Source organism: Paraburkholderia solisilvae (assembly GCF_902859875.1).
Classification (GTDB): Bacteria; Pseudomonadota; Gammaproteobacteria; order Burkholderiales; family Burkholderiaceae; genus Paraburkholderia; species Paraburkholderia solisilvae.
In genome coordinates, this window is record NZ_CADIKF010000013.1 from 24,073 (window position 1) to 43,237 (window position 19,165).

Here is a 19,165-nt window from a genome sequence, read left to right on the forward strand (position 1 = left end):
CCTGTGCGTCCTCTTGCAGGCCTACTTACACATCCGCATGAACGCCTGCTTGAGCGTCCCATCGCAGGTTCGATTGCGCAGCCCATCGACCGTCCGGTTGGGCGTCCGGTTGGGCGTCCCATTGCGCGTTCCACTATGCGCCGCTCGCGGAACCGTCCGCGGCAATCAGCGCCTGGACGATCTCGAGTGCGCCCTGGCTTTCGAGCTGGCTCGCCACCTCGCGGCCCAGTTCGATCGCGCGCTCGACTGTCGGCGCCGGCGATGAGCCTTGCGCATGCAGCACGCGCCGGCCATCCGGCGTCGCGACGAGCGCGCGCATATGCAGCGCGCCGTCGTGCCAGGTCGCATATGCGGCGAGCGGCACCTGGCAGCTGCCGCCCAGGGCGCGCGACACCGCCCGCTCCGCTTCGACCGCCGCCGCCGTATGCGCGTGATGCAGCGGCGCAAGCCATTGCGCGAGCTCGGTGCGATCCGCGCGAATCTCGATGCCGAGCGCGCCCTGCCCCGCGGCCGGCAGACTGTCGGCCGGATCGAGCAGCGCGCGGATGCGCTCGCCCAGACCCAGCCGCTTCAACCCCGCGGCCGCGAGAATGATCGCCGCGTAGTCGCCGCGGTCGAGCTTCGCGAGCCGCGTATCGAGATTGCCGCGCAACGGCTTCACGACGAGTTCCGGATAACGCGCGCGCAAACTGGCCTCGCGCCGCAGGCTCGAGGTGCCGACCACGCTGCCCGGCGGCAGCGCCGACAGGGTGTCGAAGTGGTTCGACACGAACGCATCGCGCGCGTCCTCGCGCTCGAGGATCGCGCTCAACGCGAAGCCCGGCGGCAATTCCATCGGCACGTCTTTCAGCGAATGCACGGCGAGGTCCGCGCGGCCGTCGGCGAGCGCGTTCTCGAGTTCCTTCACGAACAGGCCCTTGCCGCCGACCTTCGACAGCGTGCGGTCGAGAATCTGATCGCCGCGCGTCGTCATGCCGAGAATTTTGACGTCGCAGGATGGATATAATTTGTGCAACGCACACCGCACATGCTCGGCCTGCCACATCGCGAGGCGGCTTTCACGCGAGGCGATCACGAGCGTGCGAGGAGGTGTCGCTGAGAGCGTCTCGGAATTCATTGCTGAAGCGTCGAAAAGTAGAATGCGGGTGACATGCGATGAATGACGGGCATCGATAACAAACAATGTTAGCACGCGCTTCACGGTCCGCCGTCCGGGCCGCGCAGCGCGGCAAAGCGCATCACAACACGGAGGAGACGGCGCGCCGGCGCCCCACTGGCGACGCATCGAACAACATGAACCACGCAGCACACGCGATACCCGTGCACGGTCGTTCGCGCGCCCATCCGCAGCCTGCGCGATGATGCGGTGCGATGCGGCGCGCGGCAACGGGTGCGCGCCACCGCGCGGGAGCGGCCCCGATCGCGCGCGAGGCCCTGCAGGACACGCAGTTGCAATCCCTCTCTCTTAGACCCTGGCTTTCCAAGGAAACCCATCGTGACGTCTTCCGGATCGGCGCGCACCGCGCGCCGCAACACTGCATCGTTCGAACGCGGCGTGGATAGCGCCGTCAGCGCTAACGCACCCACCGCCGTCACCGCGGCGCCGGCCGCTCAGACTGCAGCGAGCAGCGGCGAGCCCAGCGCCGGCCGCACCACGCGGACCACCCAGGCCGCCCGCATCGAGAAGGCCGATCTGGCCGCGAGGCCCGTCAAGGCCCCGAAAAACGCCAGGACCGCCACGACCGCCAAAGCCGGCACGTCGGTCCAGGCGGGTCAGTCAGGCAAGGAAGCGCGCAAAACGGGCAAGACCCCGTCGAGCAACGCGCACGCCGGCAGCACGCACAAAGGCAAGCACGGCAAGGCAGCCGTCAACGGCAGCGCCGGCGCGGCACCGCTTGCCGATAGCCGCCGCGCGAAAACGGGGCGCGCCGCACGCGTCGGCACGCTCGACGTCGCGGCCTCCGGTGCGCTCGCCACGGCCACCGCCTCCGCGAGCGCTGCAGCCAAAGACGGCCGCACGCGCGAAGACAAGGACCAGCCGCTGTTCGAAGACATCCGCTATCTCGGCCGCCTGCTCGGCGACGTGGTGCGCGAGCAGGAAGGCGATGCGGTATTCGACGTCGTCGAAACGATCCGCCAGACCGCGGTGCGCTTTCGCCGCGAGGATGACAGCGCAGCCGCGCAGACGCTCGACAAGAAGCTGCGCGCGCTGAACCCCGCGCAGACGGTGAGCGTGGTGCGCGCATTCAGCTTCTTCTCGCATCTCGCGAACATCGCGGAAGACCGCCACCACAACCGGCGGCGGCGCATCCATGAGCTGGCCGGCTCGTCGCCGCAGCCGGGCACGGTCGCGCATGCGCTCGAGCGCCTCGACAAGGTGGGCGCCGCGCCGACGCCGGTGCTGCAGCAGTTTTTCGACGACGCGCTGATCGTGCCGGTGCTCACCGCGCACCCGACCGAAGTGCAGCGCAAGAGCATTCTCGATGCGCAGCACGATATCGCGCGGCTGCTCGCCGAGCGCGACCAGCCGCTGACCGCGCGCGAGCGCGCGCAAAACGACGCGCTGCTGCGCGCGCGCGTCACGTCGCTGTGGCAAACGCGGATGCTGCGCGACTCGCGGCTCACGGTGGCCGACGAAATCGAAAACGCGCTGTCGTATTACCGCGCGACGTTTCTCGCCGAAATTCCCGCGCTCTATGCGGACATCGAAGCGGCGCTCGCCGAGCATGGCCTCGCATCGCGCCTGCCGCCGTTTTTCCAGATGGGCAGCTGGATCGGCGGCGACCGCGACGGCAATCCGAACGTGACCGCCGAGACGCTCGAACTCGCGATCGCGCAGCAGGCCGCGGTGATCTTCGAGCACTACCTCGACGAGATCCACCAGCTCGGCGCCGAGCTCGCGGTGTCGTACCTGCTTGCCGGCAGCAGCGAGGCGCTCAAGGCGCTCGCCGACGCGTCGCCGGACCGCTCGCCGCACCGCGTCGACGAGCCGTACCGGCGCGCGCTGATCGGCGTCTACGCGCGGATGGCCGCGACCGCGCGCGAGCGTCTCGGCGACGGCGTGATCGCAACGCGACCCGCCGCGAACCGCGACGCGCAGCCGTACGCGGATGCCGACGAATTCGTGCGCGATCTGGACGTGCTGATCGAATCGCTGGCGCAGCACCATGGCGAATCGCTGGCGACGCCACGCCTGTCGCCGCTCGTGCGCGCGGCCGAAGTGTTCGGCTTCCATCTGGCGTCGATCGACCTGCGCCAGAGCTCCGACGTGCACGAAGCGGTGATCGCCGAACTGCTGCGTCGCGCGGGCGTCGTCGACGACTACGCGGCGCTGCCCGAAGCCGACAAGCTGCAGGTGCTGCTCGCGGAACTCGCACAGCCGCGCCTGTTGCGCTCGCCGTACGTCGAGTATTCGGATCTCGTGAAAAGCGAGCTCGGCGTACTCGAAGCGGCGCGCGTCACGCGCGAGAAGTTCGGCATGCGCGCGGTGCGCAACTACATCATCTCGCACACCGAGACGGTCAGCGACCTCGTCGAGGTGATGCTGCTGCAGAAGGAAACCGGGCTGCTGCAAGGACTGCTCGGCGCCGCGCACTATCCGGCGCGTGCGGGCCTGATGGTGATTCCGCTATTCGAGACGATCCCCGACCTGCGCAACGCGTCGCACATCATGCGCGACCTGATGGCGCTGCCGGGCATCGAGGCGATCATCGAGCATCAGGGCAACGAGCAGGAAGTGATGCTCGGCTACTCGGACAGCAACAAGGACGGCGGCTTCCTCACATCGAACTGGGAGCTGTACCGCGCGGAGCTCGCGCTGGTGTCGCTCTTCAACGAACGCGGCGTCACGCTGCGGCTCTTTCACGGCCGCGGCGGCACGGTCGGCCGCGGCGGCGGCCCGACCTATCAGGCGATCCTGTCGCAGCCGCCTGGCACCGTCGACGGGCAGATCCGGCTCACCGAGCAGGGCGAAGTGATCGCGAGCAAGTTCGGCAATCCGGAAATCGGCCGGCGCAACCTCGAGACGGTGGTCGCGGCGACGCTCGAAGCGTCGCTCGCGCCGCACGGCCATACGCCCGCGCAGTTGCCAGGCCCGTTGCCCGCGCAACTGCCGGTGTTCGAGGAGACCATGCAAAACCTGTCGGACGCGGCGATGCAAGCGTATCGTGCGCTCGTCTACGAGACGCCCGGCTTCGTCAGCTACTTCTTCGCGTCGACGCCGATTACCGAAATCGCCGAGCTCAACATCGGCAGCCGCCCCGCGTCGCGCAAGCTGCAGGACCCGAAAAACCGCAAGATCGAAGACCTGCGCGCGATTCCATGGGGCTTTTCGTGGGGTCAATGCCGCTTGCTGCTGACCGGCTGGTATGGGTTCGGCAGCGCGATCGGCGGCTGGCTCGACGCGTCGGCCAACGACGCCGAACGCACGCGCCGCCTGCAGCAGCTGCGCCAGATGTACAAGACCTGGCCGTTCTTCTCGAACCTGCTGTCGAACATGGACATGGTGCTCGCGAAGACCGACCTCGCGGTCGCGTCGCGCTACGCTCAGCTCGTCGAAGACAAGAAGCTGCGCAAGCACGTGTTCGAGCGGATCGTCGCGGAATGGGAGCGCACCTCGAAGGCGCTGTCGGAGATCACCGGCAGGAAGGAGCGGCTTGCCGATAACCCGCTGCTCGCGCGTTCGATCAAGAACCGCTTTCCGTATCTCGACCCGCTGAACCATCTGCAGGTCGAATTGCTGAAGCGGCACCGCGCGGGCGACAAGAATACGCGCTTGCGGCGCGGGATTCATTTGACGATCAACGGGATCGCGGCGGGATTGCGCAATACCGGTTGAGCGGCACGCGGTTGACGGCCGCTTCGTTGAACCGATGATGGCTTGCAGGGGCACGCGGTGCGGGGGGGTGCGCCGCGTGCCCTTTCTGGTTTGATGGCGTGGGATGGGTCGCACGTGTCAGTGCGCAGTCCGTGCGCCCGGTCAGCGCGTGTGGATGGTCCCCCGTGTGGTCCGTGTGTGCGTGCGTGTGCGCGGTCCACGCACGGTCCGTGCGCAGTCCCCGTGCGTACAGGTCAATGCGCTTCGATCATCAGCACATCGAGTTCGAACGACCCATCTTCCCGCACCGCGAAATACTGCCTGACTTCATCCGGCGCGCTCTCCCACAGCGAGCGGATCGCGCTCACGCGCAGCGGCGGCGTGCGCATCCGCGTGACCCACGCGTCGAATTCAAGCGGCAGCCGCCAGCGCTCGCTCACCTTCGCGTCGAAACCCGCGCGCCCGAAAAACGCGAGCCATTCGTCAGCCCGGTAATCGCGAATATGCGAGCCGTCGCGCAGCAGCTCCGCCGCCTGCACATGCGTATCGAGCAATGGATGGTCGACACCCGCGATATCGATGAACAGCGCCCGGCCGCCCGGCTTCAGCACTCGACGCGCTTCGACCAGCGCGCGCGGCACGTCGTGCCAGTGATGCGCGCTGAAGCGGCTGATCACCCAGTCGAACGAACCGTCGTCGAACGGCAAACTTTCCGCGGCGCCCTGCTTCGTCACGATATTGCCGAGACCGCGATCGATCGCCGCGGTCGCGACCGTCGCCAGCATCGGGCGCGCGAGATCGTACGCGACCACTTTCGCCGCATGCGGCGCGACCGCGAAGCTCGCGTGGCCCGCGCCGCAGCCCATATCGAGCACCGTCGCCCCCGGCGTCTTCGCGACCCGCGTCGCGAGCGTCTGCAGGTCCTTGCCGGTTGCATGCACGCGGCTCGTCAGATAGTTCGCGGCGGTCGAGCCGAATGCGTCGCTGACCTGGTCCCGATGTTTCATTGTTCGCTCCTTGTCCGCGCGAGGTCCTGGTAAGGTGGTCTGAGGGGTTATCGATGCGGCGCCGTACGTGGACGCCCGCGTCGTCGTTCGCATGCGCGGCCTGAATCGCTACAATAGAGCGCCGCCTGTACCAGTACAAGGCAAGCAACTATTCTGGTATCGCCAACACCCGTCTACCCATGACCGCGCCGTCCCATCCCGCCACGCCCGACGCTCCCCCGCCGCTCGATGCCACGCCCGCGCACGCGCTCGGCGAATTTATCCGCGCGCATCGCGAACGGCTGTCGCCGCTCGCGGTCGGCTTGCCGCCCGGCCCGCGCCGCCGAACGCCCGGGCTGCGCCGCGAGGAAGTCGCGCAACTGTGCGGCGTGAGTCCGACCTGGTACACGTGGATCGAGCAGGGCCGCCCGGTGTCCGCATCGGCTGACGCGCTCGCGCGAATTGCGGTCGCGTTGCAACTGTCGCGCGCCGAGCGTGCGTATCTGTTCGAGCTCGCCGCGCAGCGCGATCCCGCCGAGCCGGACACCGGCGGCGCCGACACGCCCGCGATGCTGCTGAAAACGGTGCAGGTCGTGCAATCGCCCGCGTATCTGCTCGACCGGCAATGGAACGCGATCGCATGGAACGCGCCGGCCGCCGACCTGTTCGTCGGCTGGCTCGATGGCGACAACGACCGCAATCTGCTGCGCTATACGTTCCTGTCGCCGGTCGGGCACGCGCTGATCGTCGACTGGGAATCGCGCGCGCGGCGCCTTGCCGCCGAATTCCGCGCCGATTCGATCCGGCATCTGAACGATGCGCCGACGCGCGCGCTAATCGACGCGCTGACTGCGCAAAGCGATGCGTTCGCGCAGTTCTGGGCCTCGCAGGACGTCGGCGAACGCGAAGGCGGCCGGCGCGAGTTCGAGCATCCGCGCGACGGACGCGTTGCGTACGATCAGATCACGTTCAAGCCCGCGCATCGAGAAGACCTGAAGCTCGTCGTGCTGGTGCGCGAGGGTTGACGGTGATCGGGCCGCCACCCCGCGCTGCAACGCCCCCCAAGGCGCCGCGATGCGCTACGCCGCCCGCGCTGTGATTGCCGCGCAAAATTTCTGCGCGCCGGATGCTAAAATCTGCTTCCTTTCTGCCCGGAAAGCAGAATTTCTGCCTGTCACGCAGAAAAAGTCGGCGCTCGCGAGCGCCCGGCGCACATGCCGTCCGCGTTCCTTCACCCGCCTCGTTCACCATTCGCGCCCTTAGATCATGACGTCCCAACTGCACAAAAAAGGCGAAGCCTGGTCGGCTCGCTTCTCGGAGCCGATGTCGGAGCTCGTCAAACGCTATACGTCGTCGGTATTCTTCGACAAGCGTCTTGCGTTCGTCGACATCGAAGGGTCGCTCGCCCACGCGTCGATGCTCGCCGCGCAGAACATCATCGGCGCCGACGACCTCGCCGCGATCCAGCGCGGCATGGCGCAGATCAAGGGCGAAATCGAGCGCGGCGAATTCGAATGGCAGCTCGACCTCGAAGACGTGCACCTGAATATCGAAGCGCGCCTCACCGCGCTGATCGGCGATGCGGGCAAGCGTCTGCATACGGGCCGCTCGCGCAACGACCAGGTCGCGACTGATATCCGCCTGTGGCTGCGCGGTGAAATCGACCGCATCGGCGGCCTGCTGAAGGACTTGCGCGGCGCGCTGATCGACCTCGCCGAACAGAACGCCGAAACCATCATGCCCGGCTTCACGCATTTGCAGGTCGCGCAGCCGGTCACGTTCGGGCATCACCTGCTCGCGTACGTGGAGATGTTCTCGCGCGACGCCGAGCGCATGCGCGACTGCCGCACGCGGGTGAACCGCCTGCCGCTCGGCGCGGCCGCGCTCGCGGGCACCAGCTATCCGATCGATCGCCACGCGGTCGCGCAGACGCTCGGCTTCGACGGCATCTGCGCGAACTCGCTCGATGCGGTGTCCGATCGCGACTTCGCAATCGAATTCACCGCGGCCGCGGCGCTCGTGATGACGCACGTGTCGCGCTTCTCCGAAGAGCTCGTGCTCTGGATGAGCCCGCGCGTCGGCTTTATCGATCTGGCGGACCGCTTCTGCACCGGCTCGTCGATCATGCCGCAGAAGAAGAACCCCGATGTGCCCGAGCTCGCGCGCGGCAAGACCGGCCGCGTCAACGGCCATCTGATGGCGCTGCTCACGCTGATGAAAGGCCAGCCGCTCGCGTACAACAAGGACAATCAGGAAGACAAGGAGCCGCTGTTCGATACCGTCGACACGGTCGCCGACACGCTGCGGATTTTCGCGGAGATGGTCGCGGGCATCGCAGTGAAGCCGCAGGCGATGCGCGCGGCGGCGCTGCAGGGCTTTTCGACCGCGACCGACCTCGCCGACTACCTGGTGAAGCGCGGGCTGCCGTTCCGCGATGCGCACGAAGCGGTCGCGCACGCGGTGCGCGTGTGCGTCGATCGCCACTGCGATCTCGCGGACCTCACGCTCGACGAAATGCGCGGCGAGCTGCCCAACGTCGCGCATCTGATCGGCGACGACGTGTTCGGCTATCTGACGCTCGAAGGCTCGGTTGCGAGCCGCAATCATCCGGGCGGCACCGCGCCGGAACAGGTGCGCGCGGCCGCGCAGGCGGCACGCGCGGCACTCGAGTAAGTCGCCCTCCCCGACCGTAGACCAGGCGCGCCGGCCGAACCGTTACGGGTTGCGGCCGGCGCGTCCATCCGGCTAACGGCGCGTCACCTGCTTCAGCTCACGAAAGAGACGGCGCCGAGATCGAGCCATACCTTGCTATCGCCGTCGGACTGCGTCGACGTGCAGGCCGGATCGCCCGGTTCGTCCGTCGCGTTGGCCCACCACTTCGCGCGATAGCGGTGCAGACCCTGCCCCTGGTAGTTATGCGTCACCTCCGAACCGCCAGGGTACGCCTGCGGCTTCCATGTTCCGCTATCGCCGCTCGGCTGCACGCTGACCGTGACCGCTGCCACCGATTGCGCGCCGTCTCCGCCATGTCCGGTGACGGTCAGTTGCACCGCGTAGTTCGTGGCCTGCCCGACGGTCGGCGCGGTCACGCTAACGACCGGCTGCGTCGCGCCGTCAAACGACAGTCCGGGTGCGGACCACTTGTACATCAGCGGTGCGGGACCAGTCGACGCGGCGCCCGACAGCGTAAGCGGCGCGCCGCTTTCAACGAGGGTGTCGCCCGTGATCACCGCCTTGACCGGCCCTTCCGGTGCGGGCGTCGCTTCGAGGTAGAACGCGGTACTCGAGTTCGCTTCGCCATCGCTCACACAGAGCTGGACCCAGTAATCGGTAGTCACGTCGACAGTCGGAACGACCGCTGACACAACCGGCTGCGTCGATCCATCGAACGGCAATTGCGGCGCGGACCACGCGTACGTCAGCGGGTCGCCGTCCGGATCGTACGACGCCGTGCCGGATAGCTCGAATGGCGTACCGGATGCGAGTTGCACGGTCACTCGCGCGACCGGTCCGTCGCTGCTTTTTGGTTTGACTGTCAGCGTGGCCGATTCGCTATCGCTTGCGCCGCGGTCGTCTTCGACGGTCAGTTGCACCGCGTACTGCGTGACCGCGCCGTTCGACGGCGCGACGCCCGTCACGCTGACCGTCGTCGCACCGTCGAACGGCAAACCCGGCGCCGACCACACATAGCTGAGCGAATCGCCATCCGGATCGCTCGAGCGCGAGCCGTCGTACTGCAGCGCGTCGCCCTCGAATGCTTCCACCGGGCCGTCGATCGCGGCAATCGGCGGCCGGTTCGCGCCCGCCACGTTGATGCCTTTGAAATAGAACGGCGCCATATCGACGACCTGATGCGCGATCGCATTGCCGAGGCCTTCGCGCGCGGCGTTCGCGAGCACGCCGTTGTCCATGTCGATGGTCCAGGTGAACAGCCCCGCGAGGCCGCGCTGCCTGACATACTCGCCTTTCGCCCTGACGGTGCGCGGCGTGTCGATCGAAACGAACAGCCGCGAGCCAGTGTTGTACAGGTAGTCGGCGTCGGCCACCTCGTCGGTATAGACGTCAAAGCCGTTCAGACCGCACTGGTGTTCGAGATCGACGTAGTTGTAGATCAGGTCGTACCACTCGGTCGCGCCGGATTCGAAGCTGCCGGTGGTCGTGCCCGACCCAGGATCGTAGGTGCCGGTCAGCGGCGACGCGTTCGAAATCGCGGCGTTGCGCGCGCTGCGGCTGTAGGCCGCATAGCCGAGCATCACGCGCCCGAGCGGCACGCCGATTTCGACCAGATAATCGATCGCCGCGTCGACGCTGAACTCGTCGGGATTGTCCGGATGGCTCGGGTGCAGGTTGGTGTGATGAGCGAGCGCCGGCGCCCACGGCGTGCCGAAAAAGTCGTAAGTCATCAGGTGCAGCATCGATACGCCGGCATCGAGCATCCCCTTCAGATCCGCCTTTTTCATTTTCTCCACGGCCGCCGATGCGGCAATATCGATCGTCACGTCCGCGCGCCCCGCGGCGGCCAACGCCTGCTTCAGTTCCCGCACGAGCGCCTGAAAATTCGGCGCGTCGCTGTCGGAATACGTGTTGCCGGTATTGCCCGGTGCGCCCGGATACTCCCAGTCCAGATCGACGGAGCGGAACATCGGGAAACGCCTGAAAATGTCAACGATGCTCGCAATCAGCGTCTTGCGACGGGCCGCCGACGCGACAACCCAGTGAAACGCCTCGCTCATCGTCCATCCGCCGATGCTGAACGACAGGATCAGGTCAGGGTTCTTCTGCTGCAGCTGACGCAAGCCGCCGAGCACGCCTTGCGCCGTCTGCTGGTTGAACAGCGCCTTGTAGTCCGCGGTGGCGGCCGTATCGAAGCCGCAATTGCGATGTGACGAGACGTCGCCCCATGCGTCGATAAAACTCGCCTCATCGGTTTTGCGGCCGAAATCCCGCGCGGCCTGATCGATGGTTTGCTTTTTTTCACCTTTGTCGCCGACGATGCCGGCAAAACCGAGCACGAGCTTGTCGTATGCGCTCGCATCGAGCCGCATCAGGTCGATCCCCCGTCCGCAATCGCTATCGCCGTAGCTGCCGTCATAACGGCCGTCGTACTGCGACCAGTCGGTGTAATAGCCGAGCACCTGATAAGCGTTCGACTCGTAGCCGTTATAGACACGTTTCGCAACACGGCCTGACGTATAGCTGAATGCTTCGACTTCGCTGTCCGGCCTGAAGCCGTTCATCTGATACTTCTTTTCCGTGGCGCCCCTTGCTCCGTATTTGTCGCCCGGATCGCCGTCATATACCAGTTCGCTATCTTGACGCTTTACGTTGTTTGACGCGGCTCGACTGCCGCGATGGATTGCGTGCCTCATCATATGACTCCATTCGTGAATGGGATGTCGCGGCGGCCGGCGCTGCATGGCCGATGCGACACGTCATCGTCGAGTGACGCGAGTTCGCGGGAAATGGAACAACGATAGGAAAAGCCAGGTCTGATCGTCTATGTCGTCGACATATTCGAGATAATTCGGATGTCGAATCGATGCGCCCTCCCTTCATCGCTGCATTCATGCGCTTGCCAGGCGCGACCGGAGCCGTTCATGACCGACGACACCCACATCGTTCGCTTCGACTGGAATCGCGATCGCGTGATGCGCGGCAAGCTCGCTGCGCGCATATCGGGACAGGAAAAGGCGCTGCTGCGCGTGATCGTGGAGCGCGCCGGCGCGCTATGTGCGCGGGAACAGCTCATGAATACGATCTGGGCCGGCCGCGTAGCTTACGTGGACGAACTTTATCTGACGCAGTTGATATACAGGCTGCGCAAGAGCTTGCGACCGCTCGGTCTGGCCGGCGCCATCGTGACGGTGCCGCGCGCCGGCTACCGCTTCGTCGCGGATGGCCTGCAATGCGAATACGTTGAATGCGCGACCGATTCGCAGCCGCAGCCTCAGTTGCCTCGCCGCGTCGCGCTCGGGTGGGTCGCGCGAATCCGTGTTGCGTGGCGCGCACTCAGACGAACGCGCGAAGACGCCAACGCGGAATCGGAGCGGCTGCCCGTTGTCGAAGTCGAATCCGATCGCGTGAGCTGTGACGGCGTGACGGTCTGCCTGACCGCTCTCGAACAGGTGTTGCTTGCCGCGCTCATCGAATTTCCCGGCGCCACGCTCGATCGGGAAGCGCTCATCGCGCGAATCTGGGGCAAAGGCTCGCCTGTCGATGCGAGCCGGCTGATCAAACTCGTGTCACGCCTGCGCCGCTCGCTGCAGCCGCTGGGCCTCGATCGACGGTTGACCTACGTGCCGTCCCGCGGATACCGGTTCCATTGCGAAACATTGGGCCGCGCAGGCAGCGCGGCGGTTTCCGACGCACGGCAGCCATTACACGCGGATTCGAACCAGACGCAATCTCGCATCGCCGCGCACGTGCAACCACGGGTCTCGGTTTCTCTAGCATGCGAACCGCCGCACACGACAGACGGTTAATCGTTCCCCGCCGTCTCCGCCAACTTCTTCAGCGTCGCCACGCGCGCGCCGATCAGATCGATGCGTGCCCGCGCGTCGCCGAGCGGCGCGGTCGCATCGCGATACGCGAGCCACGTCTGTTGCGCGCGCCACAGCACGGGCCACGCGCGCTGCGGCATCTTGTTCACGAGCCGCCGATAGTACTGGGTGACGTCCGCACTCGCGTGCACGCATTGCGGATCGGCTGAACACGCGCGCAGCGGCGGCGGCGCATCAGGGCCACCCGTCTTCGCGACGGCGCTGCGCAGCGCCAGTGCGCGATCGCGCACCGGCTGCAAGCGCAAATCGCCTTCGGACAGCTGATAACGCGTGCCGTGCGTGGTCGCGGTGACCGCCGCCAGCGCCTGCGTTTCCGCGTCACGCCAGGCTTTCCACGCCTGCTCGCTCGCCTGCCAGCGCTTGCGCTGCGCGGGCGGCGCCTTCGCGAGCAGCTTCTGGAACGATTGATCGCTCGACACCTGCCACGCAAGCCGCGCGGTGTCCATGCATTGCAATTGCCCTGCCGTCGACGACATATCCGCACGCGCAAGGCACGTGCGCATCGCCGCATCGATCGGATCGGCCGCGGCCACTTCCGCGCGCACCGTCGCCGGCGCCCCCGCCAGCATCAGCACCGCCGCTGCCGCCGTCACTCCCGTCAGCACGCGCAGGACGGCCGCCGCTGTCAAACCTTTCACCATCCGTTCACCACCCTCAGTCGCGCACGCAATCGACGAAATATTCGATGCGGCCGTTGATCACTTCGCCGACAAGCCCATGGATATCGGTATGGAAGCCCGGGAAGCGCTCGTTGAACTCACGCGCGAACTGCAGATAGCGGACGATGGTCCGGTTGAACCGCTCGCCCGGAATCAGCAGCGGGATGCCCGGCGGATACGGCGTCAGCAGGATCGACGTGACGCGGCCTTCGAGCTCGTCGATCGGCACGCGGTCGATCTCGCGGTGCGCGAGCTTCGCGAACGCGTCGGACGGCTTCATCGCCGGCTCCATGCTCGACAGGTACATCTCGGTGGTCAGACGCGCGATATCGTTCGCGCGATACACGCTATGAATCTGCTCGCACAGATCGCGCAGGCCGATCCGCTCGTACGCCGGATGCTGCGCGACGAACTCCGGCAGCACGCGCCACAGCGGCTGGTTGTTGTCGTAGTCGTCCTTGAACTGCTGCAGTTCGGTGACCATCGAGTTCCAGCGGCCCTTCGTGATGCCGATCGTGAACATGATGAAGAACGAGTACAGCCCGGTCTTTTCGACGATGATGCCGTGCTCGGCCAGATACTTCGTGACGATCGCAGCCGGAATGCCGGTTTCGCCGAACTCGCCGTCGACGTCGAGCCCCGGCGTGATGATGGTCGCCTTGATCGGATCGAGCATGTTGAAGCCTTCGGCGAGCGCGCCGAAGCCATGCCAGTGATCGTTCGGCCGCAGCATCCAGTCGTCGCGCGAGCCGATGCCCTCTTCGGCGAGTTCCTCGGGGCCCCACACCTTGAAGAACCAGTCGGCGCCGAATTCATCGTCGACCTTGCGCATCGCGCGGCGGAAGTCGAGCGCTTCGGCAATCGATTCCTCGACGAGCGCGGTGCCGCCCGGCGGCTCCATCATCGCGGCCGCGACGTCGCACGACGCGATGATCGCGTACTGCGGGCTCGTCGACGTGTGCATCAGATACGCCTCGTTGAAGCGATGGCGGTCGAACGTGCTGTTCTCCGAGTCCTGCACGAGAATCTGCGAGGCCTGCGAGATGCCGGCGAGCAGCTTGTGCGTGGAGTGCGTCGCGAACACCAGCGCGCCGGTGCGCGGCCGGCCCGCGCCGATCGCGTGCATGTCCTGGTAGAACGAATGGAACTCCGCGTGCGGCAGCCACGCTTCGTCGAAATGCAGCGTGTCGAGCAGATCGCCGAGCAGGTCCTTGATCATTTCAACGTTGTAGATCACGCCGTCGTACGTGCTTTGCGTGATGGTTAAAATGCGCGGCTTCAGCTTCGGATTTTTCGCGAGCGCCTCGCGTGCGAACGGATTCGCTTCGATCTTCTTGCGGATATTCTCCGGCTTGAATTCGTCGCGCGGAATCGGGCCGATGATGCCGAAGTGATTGCGCGTCGGCGTGAGAAACACCGGTATCGCGCCGGTCATCGTGATGGCGTGCAGAATCGATTTATGGCAGTTGCGATCGACCAGCACGATATCGCCCGGCGCGACCGTCGCGTGCCAGACAATCTTGTTCGACGTCGACGTGCCGTTGGTCACGAAAAACAGATGGTCGGCGCTGAAGATGCGCGCCGCGTTGCGCTCCGATGCGGCGACCGGGCCGGTGTGATCGAGCAGCTGGCCGAGTTCGTCGACCGCGTTGCAGACGTCCGCACGCAGCATGTTCTCGCCGAAGAACTGGTGGAACATCTGGCCGAGCGGGTTCTTCAGGAACGCGACGCCGCCCGAGTGGCCCGGGCAGTGCCACGAATACGAACCTTCTTCGGCGTACTGCACGAGCTCCTTGAAGAACGGCGGCGCGAGCGAATCGAGATACACCTTCGCTTCGCGGATGATATGCCGCGCGACGAACTCCGGCGTGTCCTCGAACATGTGAATGAAGCCGTGCAGCTCACGCAGGATATCGTTGGGCAGGTGACGCGACGTGCGCGTCTCGCCGTACAGGAAGATCGGGATATCCGCATTGCGCTTTCTCACCGCGGCGACGAATGCGCGCAGATCGATGATCGCGGGGGCGAGTTCCGGCGCGTCGCTGTCGGCCGCTTTTTTCTCGACGTACGGCAGCAGCTCGTCGTCGTCGATCGACAGGATGAAGCACGACGCGCGGCTCGACTGCTGTGCGAACGAAGTCAGATCGCCATAGCTCGTCAACCCGAGCACTTCCGCGCCTTCTTTCTCGATCGCTTCGGCAAGCGCCCGGATGCCGGAACCCGAGATATTCTCGGAGCGGAAATCTTCGTCGATGATGACGACGGGAAAACGAAACTTCATGGGGCGATTCTCCAAAAAGAACGACCGCTGCCGGTCAATGTGTTAGCAGCGGTCCCCGTATGCGGTTGAGTCAACGCGCCTTGGCAGGCTTTCGGCGTCACGTTTTCGGCAACGTCACGCCGTGCTGACCCTGGTATTTGCCGCCGCGATCCGCGTACGACACGTCACAAATTTCGTCGCTTTCGAAGAACAGCACCTGGGCGACGCCTTCGTTCGCGTAGATTTTGGCAGGCAAAGGTGTCGTATTTGAGAATTCCAGCGTCACATGCCCTTCCCACTCCGGCTCGAACGGCGTCACGTTGACGATGATCCCGCAGCGCGCATACGTGGACTTGCCCAGACACACCGTCAGCACGCTGCGCGGAATCCGGAAGTACTCGACGGTGCGCGCGAGCGCAAACGAATTCGGCGGGATGATGCAGACGTCGCCCTTGAAATCGACAAACGACTTCTCGTCGAAGTTCTTCGGATCGACGATCGTCGAGTTGATGTTGGTGAAAATCTTGAATTCGTCCGCGCAGCGAATATCGTAGCCGTAGCTCGACGTGCCGTAGCTGACGATCTTGCGGCCGTCCTCGGACGCGCGGACTTGCGACGGCTCGAACGGCTCGATCATCTTGTGCGCGGCGGCCATGCGCCGGATCCATTTGTCGGATTTGATGCTCATAGGTGGACGCTGACGTGACGGTGGAATCGGATGAACGCCGCGCTTCAGACCCCGGCGGCGCTGAAGACGACCGGTCGCGGACGGCCGGTCGCGGGCGAAAGGCGCTTATTTTACGCGAAGGGCGTCGGGGTGCTCCAGCAGCGCGTCAAGCGCGCTCGGCGGGGAGTGGGCGAGCGGCGTTTCGCGGGGTCCGGCGGAGTGTGAGGGACAGACACAGCGGGCTTCGAAACCGTGCCTGCGTGTGAACCAACGGCGGTAAAGCGACGGCGGTGAACCAACCGCGGTGAGGTCAACCACGGAAATCGACCGCGCGGACCGTTGCGCGGTCGGCCGCGCAGTTATTGCGTCCGGATCAGCCCGCACGCGATGGCCGGGCCGGCGCCGTGCTGCGGGTACGCGTAAGGGTCGGTCGCGTCGTGATGCAGCAGCACCGAGCGCTGCAGCACCGAGCGCACGCCGTCGAGCGACACGTCCGGCGCGACGACAAAGCCGGCCGCCACCCCGGTGCTGTCCGCGTGGATGTTGCCGAGGTCGCCCTCGACGCGCGCACCGCTCCTGAGCCGGTCCGCGCCCGGCGAAAACACCGCGCCGGCGCTCGAACCGTCCGCCGCGTTGCAGTCGCCGCGCTCGTGCACCTGCAATGCGTGGTCGCTGCTCGGCGGCAGGCCGGTCAGGTTGTATGTGACCTGGACTCCGTCCGAGCGCTCGATGAACGTGACGGTGCCGCGCGCCTGGTTGCCGAGCGTCGGCTGCAACTGCGCGACCGCGCGCTTTTCCTGCGGTCTCAGGAAAGACGTGCAGCCCGCAAGCAGCACGCCGCTGGCAGCCATGACGATAAGCGTGATGAAGGCTTGCATCGCACGGCCGTCGTTTCGTTTTCTCATGCGATCCTCTTGTCGGGCGCCGGCCACCCCTGCAGCCGTCGTGCCGGACCTGGCGAAGCCGACATGATACCGCGAGCCGACCCGTACCACGCCGTGCCGCGGCTCTATCCCAGGCGGCGCAGCGCGTGCCGGGCGCAACGCGCACCGCTCAGGTGTTTTGCACGACGATGGTCGGAAACTTCGACGACATATCGCGCGCGCGGTCGGCGATATGAATCGCGACCTTGCGCGCGATGGTGCGGTAGATCTCCGCGACGCGTCCGTCCGGTTCGGCGACCACCGTCGGCTTGCCGGAATCGGTCTGCTCGCGGATCGCGATGTCGAGCGGCAGGCTGCCGAGCACGTCGACGCCATACTCCTTCGCCATCCGCTCGCCGCCGCCGGAACCGAAAATATGTTCTTCATGGCCGCACTGCGAGCAGATGTGGGTGGCCATATTTTCGACGATGCCGAGAATCGGAATACCCACCTTCTCGAACATCTTGAGGCCCTTCTTCGCGTCGAGCAGCGCAATGTCCTGCGGCGTCGTGACGATTACCGCGCCCGTCACCGGCACGCGCTGCGACAGCGTCAGCTGAATATCGCCGGTGCCCGGCGGCATATCGACGATCAGGTAGTCGAGTTCGTGCCAGGTGGTCTGGCGCAGCAGCTGTTCGAGCGCGGAGGTGGCCATCGGGCCGCGCCAGACCATCGGATTGTCCTGCTCGATCAGAAAGCCGATCGAGTTCGCCTGCATGCCGTAGCCGGTCATCGGATGCATCGACTGGCCGTCGGGCGATTCGGGGCGGCCGGTGATGCCGAGCATCATCGGCAACGACGGGCCGTAGATATCCGCGTCGAGGATGCCGACCGACGCGCCTTCGCTCGCCAGCGCGAGCGCGAGATTCACCGCGGTCGTGCTCTTGCCGACGCCGCCCTTGCCCGACGCGACCGCGACGATGTTCTTCACGTTCGGCAGCAATTTCACGCCGCGCTGCACAGTGTGCGCGGCGATGTCCTGCGACACCTGCACGTTCGCGGCGGCCACGCCCGGCACCGCGGCAAGCGCGCCGGCGACGAGCGCGCGGAGCGCGTCGAACTGACGCGTGGCCGGATAGCCAAGCACCACATCGACGCTGACCGTGGCACCATCGACCTTGATGTTCCTGAAGTTCTTCGCGGCGGCGAATGGGCGGCCGGTATTGGGGTCGGCGATGGCCGCGAGGGCGGCATCCACCTGGGCCCGATCGATACTCATTGAAACTCCGTGGGAACGCTGGGCGCGCGGCGAAATCGAAATTTCGCCCGCGGCCGGAATTGAAAGAAATTGTTATCCAGGATTGCGTAAAACCGGCCCCGCAGGCACGCTTGCCGCGCAACCAGCAATAGGGCCGAATCGCTGGTGCTTCAATCGTCATTGTAGTGGCTGGTACCCGGGCATGCCGGAAGACCCTTTTCGGGTGTCAGTCCGGTGGGTCCGTGGCGGAATGCGCATCCCGCTGCCGCCCGCCAGCCATCCGTCGTTGCCGGCTTGTTTGACTCATCCATAGGATCTGAAAATGAACGCAAAAATCATGACTCGCCTCTCGGTAATCGCCATCGCGGGCGCGCTCGTCACCGGCTGCGCCACGCAGCAAGGCACTAACACGGCAGTCGGCACCGGCGTCGGTGCGGGCACGGGCGCCGCGCTCGGCGCGATCTTCGGCGGCGGCAAGGGCGCGGCGATCGGCGCGGGCGTCGGCGCGGCGGTCGGCGGCATCACCGGCTACAACTGGGAAAAGATTCACAACAAGCTGTCCGGCGCGACGAAGGGCACGGGCACGCAGATCACCGAGCAGCCGGACGGCTCGCTCAAGCTGAACATCCCGAGCTCGGTCACGTTCGATACGAACAGCTACGCGATCAAGCCGTCGTTCCAGCCGGTGCTCGCCCAGGTTGCGCAAACGCTGAACCAGAACCCGGAAGTCATCGCGCAGGTGGTCGGCCATACGGATAGCACCGGTCAGGCGGCTTACAACCAGACGCTGTCGGTGAACCGCGCGCAGAGCGTGACCAGCTACCTCGCCACGCAAGGCGTGGCGCCGCAGCGCCTGTCGGCGACCGGCATGGGCGCGAGCCAGCCGATCGCGGATAACAACACGGAAGCGGGCCGCGCGGAGAATCGCCGCGTCGAGATCTATCTGCGGGCGACCGCGCAGCCGGGCCAGCAGCGCACGCAGTAAGCGGGGCGCCGGCGGGGGTAGAGGCGCGGGTTAAGGAGGATCAGGGCGGGCGCGCTAAGGCGAGCGCGTTAAGGCGGGTTACCAGGCAGTTCGACGCGTCGAGCGGTTCAA

Annotated in this window: 13 protein-coding genes; 5 read left to right on the forward strand and 8 right to left on the reverse strand. The window is 66.0% G+C overall.

Annotated elements, in window-relative coordinates; genetic code table 11:
* Positions 1-133 precede the first annotated feature (133 nt).
* Entirely contained in the window at positions 134-1,117 is a 984-nt protein-coding gene (gene hemC / locus HV675_RS10385) for a hydroxymethylbilane synthase (RefSeq protein WP_175110816.1), read from the reverse strand.
* Between the two features lie 378 nt (positions 1,118-1,495).
* On the opposite strand from hemC, the gene ppc reads away from it, so the two are divergent.
* On the forward strand, positions 1,496-4,837 hold the full coding sequence (ppc, locus tag HV675_RS10390; RefSeq protein WP_175110817.1) for a phosphoenolpyruvate carboxylase: 3,342 nt from the start codon (positions 1,496-1,498) through the stop codon (positions 4,835-4,837).
* A 233-nt stretch (positions 4,838-5,070) separates the two neighbouring features.
* Here ppc and HV675_RS10395 read toward each other — a convergent pair whose 3' ends face one another.
* A complete protein-coding gene (locus HV675_RS10395; RefSeq protein WP_175110818.1) occupies positions 5,071-5,823 on the reverse strand; it encodes a class I SAM-dependent methyltransferase in 753 nt (250 codons plus the stop codon).
* Between the two features lie 179 nt (positions 5,824-6,002).
* Here HV675_RS10395 and HV675_RS10400 point away from each other — a divergent pair, with 179 nt between their 5' ends.
* Both HV675_RS10400 and argH read left to right on the forward strand, forming a co-directional pair.
* Complete coding sequence (locus tag HV675_RS10400; protein ID WP_175110819.1) at positions 6,003-6,827, forward strand: helix-turn-helix transcriptional regulator; 825 nt, start codon at positions 6,003-6,005, stop codon at positions 6,825-6,827.
* Between the two features lie 241 nt (positions 6,828-7,068).
* The gene (argH, locus tag HV675_RS10405; RefSeq protein ID WP_175110820.1) at positions 7,069-8,475 is read left to right on the forward strand and encodes an argininosuccinate lyase; all 1,407 of its coding nucleotides are present in this window, start codon (positions 7,069-7,071) and stop codon (positions 8,473-8,475) included.
* A gap of 92 nt (positions 8,476-8,567) precedes the next feature.
* Here argH and HV675_RS10410 read toward each other — a convergent pair whose 3' ends face one another.
* Complete coding sequence (locus HV675_RS10410) at positions 8,568-11,039, reverse strand: glycoside hydrolase family 18 protein (RefSeq protein ID WP_246270174.1); 2,472 nt, start codon at positions 11,037-11,039, stop codon at positions 8,568-8,570.
* 360 nt (positions 11,040-11,399) lie between these two features.
* Between HV675_RS10410 and HV675_RS10415 the strand changes: the two genes are divergently transcribed.
* A complete protein-coding gene (locus HV675_RS10415; RefSeq protein ID WP_175110822.1) occupies positions 11,400-12,284 on the forward strand; it encodes a winged helix-turn-helix domain-containing protein in 885 nt (294 codons plus the stop codon).
* Here the strand turns inward: HV675_RS10415 and HV675_RS10420 are convergent.
* The 5 genes from HV675_RS10420 to apbC all read right to left on the reverse strand — a co-directional run bounded on the left by HV675_RS10420 (position 12,281) and on the right by apbC (position 18,090).
* Positions 12,281-13,003, reverse strand: coding sequence for a lysozyme inhibitor LprI family protein (locus HV675_RS10420; protein WP_175110823.1), 723 nt, complete (start codon positions 13,001-13,003; stop codon positions 12,281-12,283). The genes HV675_RS10415 and HV675_RS10420 overlap by 4 nt on opposite strands.
* A gap of 13 nt (positions 13,004-13,016) precedes the next feature.
* A complete protein-coding gene (locus HV675_RS10425; RefSeq protein WP_175110824.1) occupies positions 13,017-15,302 on the reverse strand; it encodes an arginine/lysine/ornithine decarboxylase in 2,286 nt (761 codons plus the stop codon).
* 97 nt (positions 15,303-15,399) lie between these two features.
* Complete coding sequence (gene dcd, locus HV675_RS10430; protein WP_175110825.1) at positions 15,400-15,969, reverse strand: dCTP deaminase; 570 nt, start codon at positions 15,967-15,969, stop codon at positions 15,400-15,402.
* A 338-nt stretch (positions 15,970-16,307) separates the two neighbouring features.
* Entirely contained in the window at positions 16,308-16,853 is a 546-nt protein-coding gene (locus HV675_RS10435) for a superoxide dismutase family protein (RefSeq protein WP_175110826.1), read from the reverse strand.
* Positions 16,854-17,001: 148 nt separating this feature from the next.
* Entirely contained in the window at positions 17,002-18,090 is a 1,089-nt protein-coding gene (gene apbC, locus HV675_RS10440) for an iron-sulfur cluster carrier protein ApbC (RefSeq protein ID WP_175110827.1), read from the reverse strand.
* A gap of 301 nt (positions 18,091-18,391) precedes the next feature.
* Between apbC and HV675_RS10445 the strand changes: the two genes are divergently transcribed.
* A complete protein-coding gene (locus tag HV675_RS10445) occupies positions 18,392-19,054 on the forward strand; it encodes a YiaD family glycine zipper/OmpA-like lipoprotein (protein ID WP_175110828.1) in 663 nt (220 codons plus the stop codon).
* The last annotated feature ends 111 nt before the right edge of the window (positions 19,055-19,165 follow it).

Bases quoted from the DNA above. Each gene is read 5' to 3' on its own strand.
- HV675_RS10400 (WP_175110819.1), top strand. From the start codon at position 6,003: ATGACCGCGCCGTCCCATCCCGCCACGCCCGACGCTCCCCCGCCGCTC.
- HV675_RS10445 (WP_175110828.1), top strand. From the start codon at position 18,392: ATGAACGCAAAAATCATGACTCGCCTCTCGGTAATCGCCATCGCGGGC.
- dcd (WP_175110825.1), bottom strand. From the start codon at position 15,969: ATGAGCATCAAATCCGACAAATGGATCCGGCGCATGGCCGCCGCGCAC.
- apbC (WP_175110827.1), bottom strand. From the start codon at position 18,090: ATGAGTATCGATCGGGCCCAGGTGGATGCCGCCCTCGCGGCCATCGCC.
- HV675_RS10415 (WP_175110822.1), top strand. From the start codon at position 11,400: ATGACCGACGACACCCACATCGTTCGCTTCGACTGGAATCGCGATCGC.
- HV675_RS10425 (WP_175110824.1), bottom strand. From the start codon at position 15,302: ATGAAGTTTCGTTTTCCCGTCGTCATCATCGACGAAGATTTCCGCTCC.
- argH (WP_175110820.1), top strand. From the start codon at position 7,069: ATGACGTCCCAACTGCACAAAAAAGGCGAAGCCTGGTCGGCTCGCTTC.
- hemC (WP_175110816.1), bottom strand. From the start codon at position 1,117: ATGAATTCCGAGACGCTCTCAGCGACACCTCCTCGCACGCTCGTGATC.
- HV675_RS10435 (WP_175110826.1), bottom strand. From the start codon at position 16,853: ATGAGAAAACGAAACGACGGCCGTGCGATGCAAGCCTTCATCACGCTT.
- HV675_RS10410 (WP_246270174.1), bottom strand. From the start codon at position 11,039: ATGAACGGCTTCAGGCCGGACAGCGAAGTCGAAGCATTCAGCTATACG.
- HV675_RS10420 (WP_175110823.1), bottom strand. From the start codon at position 13,003: ATGGTGAAAGGTTTGACAGCGGCGGCCGTCCTGCGCGTGCTGACGGGA.
- HV675_RS10395 (WP_175110818.1), bottom strand. From the start codon at position 5,823: ATGAAACATCGGGACCAGGTCAGCGACGCATTCGGCTCGACCGCCGCG.